Origin of the sequence: Pseudomonas sp. PA-4-8C, assembly GCF_021606625.1 — a bacterium.
In the GTDB taxonomy this organism is placed as follows: Bacteria; Pseudomonadota; Gammaproteobacteria; order Pseudomonadales; family Pseudomonadaceae; genus Aquipseudomonas; species Aquipseudomonas lactis.
The window spans coordinates 1-5,984 of the sequence record NZ_WKCD01000315.1 but is presented as its reverse complement, the minus strand read 5'-3'; the positions used below and the strand labels follow the sequence as shown (position 1 = coordinate 5,984).

5 protein-coding genes and 1 pseudogene are annotated in these 5,984 nt (G+C 58.9%); all 6 read right to left on the bottom strand.

Annotated features, from left to right (window positions below; genetic code table 11):
* Positions 1 to 61: pseudogene (locus GIW04_RS26895) on the bottom strand (integration host factor subunit beta); the annotation flags it as partial.
* A 130-nt stretch (positions 62 to 191) separates the two neighbouring features.
* Positions 192 to 476: a lipoprotein gene (locus tag GIW04_RS26890; RefSeq protein ID WP_044272964.1), complete on the bottom strand. Its 285-nt coding sequence runs from the start codon at positions 474 to 476 to the stop codon at positions 192 to 194.
* Positions 477 to 862: 386 nt separating this feature from the next.
* Positions 863 to 2,548 (bottom strand): 30S ribosomal protein S1, encoded by a 1,686-nt coding sequence (gene rpsA / locus GIW04_RS26885; protein WP_236479367.1) that lies wholly within the window; start codon positions 2,546 to 2,548, stop codon positions 863 to 865.
* Positions 2,549 to 2,668: 120 nt separating this feature from the next.
* Entirely contained in the window at positions 2,669 to 3,358 is a 690-nt protein-coding gene (gene cmk, locus GIW04_RS26880) for a (d)CMP kinase (protein WP_003189772.1), read from the bottom strand.
* The gene (locus GIW04_RS26875) at positions 3,355 to 5,565 is read right to left on the bottom strand and encodes a bifunctional prephenate dehydrogenase/3-phosphoshikimate 1-carboxyvinyltransferase (RefSeq protein WP_232964765.1); all 2,211 of its coding nucleotides are present in this window, start codon (positions 5,563 to 5,565) and stop codon (positions 3,355 to 3,357) included. Before GIW04_RS26875 ends, cmk begins: the two co-directional genes overlap by 4 nt.
* A gap of 28 nt (positions 5,566 to 5,593) precedes the next feature.
* Positions 5,594 to 5,984 (bottom strand): aminotransferase class I/II-fold pyridoxal phosphate-dependent enzyme (locus GIW04_RS26870; RefSeq protein WP_236479366.1); only part of this gene is annotated, 391 nt, incomplete at its 5' end.

The window sequence follows — 5,984 nt, the reverse complement described above, 5'->3', positions numbered from 1 at the left end:
CCTTGGATGAGAGCAGCCCTTGATGGGTGACAATTCGTTCGATCAACTCCGACTTCGTCATATTTTTCCCTTCTTTTTCAAGCAGCTAGGAAAAGCGCTCCGAAGGTTTTAGCATGAGTTGATGAATTTGAACAGCCCATGTGTCAACTTATCTGAGGCTGAATAAACACGCTCAGCGGGCGGTCAACCTCTTACTTACAGATCACCAACATGGTCCGCGTCACCGCGCCAGCAGGGTTCCAGCCGAACATGTAGTCACCCTCTTCGTCCTCGGCGTCGCTGGAACGGGTAATGACCTTGTAGCCCTGCATCTTGCACTCACGGGCGGCGCGCTTTTCGCACTTTTCCCACTTGTTGCCCAGGCCAGAGCAGTCGATCTCGATGCCGCTGACGCCGCGCTTGGCGTGGGTCTTGGCGCTGGTGGAGGAGCAGCCTGCAAGTACCAGCAAGGCGAGTATTACGATAATTCTGTTCATTCAAACCCTTATTGAGTCAGCAACGCGAAATAGCCGTTTTTATGACTATAGTCAGTTCTGACATTGGGCTGAATGCCTTGGTTCAGTGCAGTTGCTTCATCAAATTTCAGGCAAAAAAAAGGCCTCGCATCGCAAGGCCCTTGATCGTGATCGTTCCCATGCTCTGCGTGGGAATGCAGCCAGTGACGCTCTGCGCCACTGGCGCTAACGGACGAGACGCAGAGCGTCTCAAGAGGCATTCCCACGCGGAGCGTGGGAACGATCATGAATCTTGAATGAACGTGTCGTCTGTGAGTTTTTCGCGAGCGAGCTCGCTCCTACCGTTGAGGCGGCAGGCAACAAAAAAGGGCGACCGAAGTCGCCCTTTTTCTACAGCTTTACAGAACTTAGTTCTGCTTAGCCATTGCCTGGCGCAGCAGTGCCGCCATGGTGGTGTCAGCAGCAGCTTCCGGAGCAGCTTCTTTCAAGCTCTGGATAGCTTCTTTCTCTTCCACTTCGTCTTTCGACTTGATGGAGAGCTGAATCACGCGGCTCTTGCGGTCAACGCTGATGATCTTGGCTTCTACTTCCTGGCCTTCTTTCAGAACGTTGCGCGCGTCTTCAACGCGGTCACGGCTGATTTCGGAGGCTTTCAGAGTCGCTTCGATATCGTCGGCCAGAACGATGATGGCGCCTTTGGCGTCAACTTCTTTCACAGTGCCTTTAACGATGGCGCCTTTGTCGTTCTCTTGAACGTACTCGGAGAACGGATCGCTTTCCAGTTGCTTGATGCCCAGGGAGATGCACTCGCGCTCTGGGTCAACCGACAGGATAACGGTGTCCAGCTCGTCGCCCTTCTTGAAACGACGAACAGCTTCTTCGCCAACTTCGTTCCAGGAGATGTCGGACAGGTGAACCAGGCCGTCGATGCCGCCGTCCAGACCAATGAAGATACCGAAATCGGTGATCGACTTGATGGTGCCGGAGATTTTATCGCCCTTGTTGAACTGGCCAGAGAAATCTTCCCATGGGTTAGATTTGCACTGCTTGATGCCCAGGGAGATACGACGACGCTCTTCGTCGATGTCCAGAACCATAACTTCCACTTCGTCGCCGACTTGTACGACTTTCGAAGGGTGGATGTTCTTGTTGGTCCAGTCCATTTCGGAAACGTGTACCAGGCCTTCCACGCCCTCTTCCAGCTCTGCGAAGCAGCCGTAGTCGGTCAGGTTGGTAACACGCGCGGTTACGCGGGTGCTTTCTGGGTAACGAGCTTTGATAGCAACCCATGGATCTTCGCCCAGCTGCTTCAAGCCCAGGGAAACGCGGTTACGCTCACGATCGTACTTCAGAACCTTGACATCGATCTCGTCGCCAACGTTGACGATTTCGGAAGGATGCTTGATACGCTTCCAAGCCATGTCGGTAATGTGCAGCAGGCCATCGACGCCACCCAGATCGACGAATGCGCCGTAATCGGTGAGGTTCTTGACGATACCTTTGACTTGTTGGCCTTCCTGCAGGGATTCCAGCAGAGCTTCACGCTCGGCGGAGTTCTCTGCTTCCAGCACGCTGCGACGGGAAACGACAACGTTGTTGCGCTTCTGGTCGAGCTTGATGACTTTGAATTCGAGTTCTTTGCCTTCCAGGTGCGTGGTGTCGCGCACTGGACGAACGTCGACCAAAGAACCTGGCAGGAACGCACGGATGCCGTTAACGTCGACAGTGAAGCCGCCTTTAACCTTACCGTTGATAACGCCCTTGACCACTTCTTCAGCTGCGAAGGCTGCTTCGAGAACAATCCAGCATTCAGCGCGCTTGGCTTTTTCACGGGACAGCTTGGTTTCACCGAAACCGTCTTCAACCGAGTCCAGAGCAACGTGAACTTCGTCACCGACATTGATAGTCAGGTCACCAGCATCGTTGTAGAACTGTTCCAGCGGGATCAGAGCTTCAGACTTCAGACCAGCGTGAACGGTTACCCAGCGAGCTTGGTAATCGATATCAACGATAACACCGGTGATGATGGAGCCTGCCTGAAGGTTCAGGGTTTTTAGGCTTTCTTCAAAGAGTTCCGCAAAGCTTTCGCTCATTTTAATTCCTGTTGATAAGGGCGAAGAATACGCCCATCTCCACACCCCAGACGGTGTGGGTCAGTTTCAGTTAAAAGAAGCCACCGCAGGACTATGACTGGTCCCCTGCGGCCTTCTTGATCACCCGGCGATATCGCGAATGGCGATTTCACTCATGATGCGTTCCAGCACCTGCTCGATGGACAGCTCCGTGGAATCCAGCTGTATGGCGTCAGCCGCCGGCTTGAGCGGGGCTACCGCACGCTGGGTATCACGCTCATCGCGTGCACGGATCTCATCTAGCAGACTCGACAGACTAACACCATCGACTTTGCCCTTCAACTGCAAGTAACGGCGGCGTGCCCGCTCCTCGGCGCTGGCGGTCAGGAAAATCTTCAGCGGCGCCTCGGGAAACACTACCGTGCCCATGTCGCGGCCATCGGCCACCAGGCCCGGTGCTTCCTGGAATGCGCGCTGGCGCTGTAGCAGCGCCTCACGCACGGCAGGCAGCGCGGCCACTTGGGAGGCACCCGCGCCGATACTCTCGGTGCGAATCACGTCGCTGACTTCATCACCCTCCAGAATAATGCGCTGCAACTGACCCTCGGTCGCCGCAATGAACTGCACATCCAGATGGGCGGCAAGTTTCGTCAGCAATTCTTCGTTGGTCAGGTCCACACCATGGTTGTGCGCGGCAAACGCCAGCAGGCGGTACAGCGCGCCAGAATCCAGAAGGCACCAACCCAGGCGCTTGGCCAGAATGCCAGCGATTGTGCCTTTGCCCGAGCCGCTAGGCCCGTCGATGGTAATCACCGGTGCTTTGATATTCACAATTGAGCCTCTTGGGCAACACGGATGCCGACTTGGGCACACAGTGTCAAAAAGTTCGGAAAAGACGTCGCAACATTGGCGCAGTCAAGGATACGAATAGGCGCCGTCGCCCGCAGGGAAGCCACACTGAACGCCATGGCAATCCGATGATCGCCATGGGCGTGCACGTCACCGCCGCCCATTGGGCCACCATCAATGATAATCCCATCAGGGGTGGGTTCACACTTCACGCCCAGGGCCGACAGACCGTCGGCCATCACCTGAATGCGATCGGACTCCTTGAGGCGCAGCTCTTCGGCACCGCGCAAAACGGTGCGGCCTTGAGCACAGGCTGCGGCAACAAACAGCACGGGAAACTCATCAATCGCCAACGGCACCAGGGCCGCTGGAATCTCGATGCCCTTGAGCGCAGCAGCACGCACACGTAAATCCGCAACCGGCTCGCCGCCCACCTCGCGCTGATTTTCGAGGGTAATATCAGCCCCCATCAGCCGCAGGATATCGATCACCCCGGTGCGGGTCGGGTTGATACCGACATGCTCCAGCAACAGCTCCGAGCCCTCGGCGATCGAGGCCGCCACCAGGAAAAACGCCGAAGACGAAATATCCCCCGGCACTTCAATACGCGTAGCGGTCAACCCATGTCCTGACGCCAACGATGCCGTCGCGCCCTGCACCGCCACCGGGTAGCCAAAGCCGCGCAGCATGCGCTCGGTGTGGTCGCGGGTCGGTGCGGGCTCGGTCACCGAGGTTTTACCCTCAGCGTACAACCCCGCCAACAACAGGCAGGATTTCACCTGGGCACTGGCCATGGGCAGTACATAGTTCAAGCCCTTGAGCGATTGCCCGCCACGAATGCTCAGCGGCGGACGCCCGTCCGGCCCGGTTTCGATGATCGCGCCCATTTCCCGCAGCGGCTTGGCGACGCGGTTCATCGGGCGCTTGGACAGCGAGGCATCGCCGGTCAGCACGCTGTCAAAGCTCTGCGCCGCCAATACACCGGCCAACAGGCGCATCGACGTGCCGGAATTGCCCACGTAGATCGGCCCCGGCGCTGCCTTCAGGCCCTGCAGGCCGACACCGTGAATGGTCACGCGCCCATGGTGCGGGCCCTCGATCACCACGCCCATGTCGCGAAAGGCCTGCAAGGTCGCCAGGGCGTCTTCACCCTCAAGGAAGCCTTCCACCTCGGTCACGCCCTCGGCCAACGACCCCAACATGATCGAACGGTGAGAGATCGACTTGTCACCCGGCACGCGGATGCGCCCGCTCAAGCGGCCACCCGGGCTGGCGATGAAGGTCAGGTCATCGGTGTTCACTGCGGTTTCCATATAGGCCCGGCGTGCGAGGATCTTGCTGAAATGTTCACGCGCCACCCGCGCACGGGTGAACACGCCCAGCAGTTGATGGCCGTCTCCCGCATCCACCGCGTCGCGCAAGGCGTCGAGGTCACTGCGGAAGGTGTCCAGGGTGCGCAACACCGCTTCGCGATTGGCGAGGAAGATGTCGTGCCACATCACCGGGTCACTGCCGGCAATCCGCGTGAAATCGCGAAAACCACCGGCTGCGTAACGGAAAATCTCGAGGTTCTCGTTGCGCTTGGCCAACGAATCCACCAAGCCAAATGCCAGCAGGTGCGGCAAGTGACTGGTGGCAGCCAACACTTCGTCGTGACGCTCGACCTGCATATGCTCCACATCGGCGCCCAGCTCGCGCCAGAGACGATCCACCACCGCCAACGCCGCGGGATCGGTTTGCGCAAGCGGCGTCAGGATGACCTTATGCCGACGGAACAACTGCGCATTGGAGGCCTCCACCCCGCTCTGCTCGGAGCCAGCAATGGGATGGCCCGGCACAAAGCGCGGCGGCATGCCACCAAACGCCCGTTGTGCAGCGCGCACCACGTTGCCTTTGGCGCTGCCCACATCGGTAAGAATTGCTTGCCCCAGGTCCATACCCGCCAGCACCGCCAGCAATTTCTCCATGGCCAGGATCGGCACGGCGAGCTGGATCACATCCGCGCCCTGGCACGCGACGGCCAGGTCCGCCTCACAACGGTCCACCACCCCCAACTCCACCGCCAACGTGCGCGATTGCGGGTCGAGGTCCACCCCCACCACTTCGCCACATAGCCCGCTTTCACGCAGGCCTTTGGCGAAGGAACCACCGATCAACCCCAGTCCGACCACCACCAGGCGACCGATCATAGGCACAGCAGGTTGCAATGCAGTGACATCAACCACGGGCCAGAACCTTGGCCAACGCCTCAAGGAAGCGGCTGTTCTCAGCCGGCAAACCGATGGTGATACGTAGGTGGTTGGGCATGCCGTAGTTGGCCACCGGGCGCACAATCACGCCCTCGCGCAGCAAGCCCTGGAACACCGGCGCGGCCACTTGGCCGAGGTCGACGCAGATGAAGTTGCCCTTGGACGGAATCCAGCCCAGGCCCAGCTCACGAAAGCCTTCCTGCAATTGCAGCATGCCGCTTTCGTTGAGGCGACGGCCTTCTTCCAGGTATTCGGCATCCTTCACCGCCGCACAGGCGGCCGCCAGGGCCAGGCTGTTGACGTTGAACGGCTGGCGCACGCGGTTCAGCACATCGGCGACCACGGGCGTGGACAAGCCA

Coding starts and splice junctions, on each gene's coding strand:
- GIW04_RS26890 (WP_044272964.1), bottom strand. CDS start 476: ATGAACAGAATTATCGTAATACTCGCCTTGCTGGTACTTGCAGGCTGC.
- rpsA (WP_236479367.1), bottom strand. CDS start 2,548: ATGAGCGAAAGCTTTGCGGAACTCTTTGAAGAAAGCCTAAAAACCCTG.
- GIW04_RS26875 (WP_232964765.1), bottom strand. CDS start 5,565: ATGATCGGTCGCCTGGTGGTGGTCGGACTGGGGTTGATCGGTGGTTCC.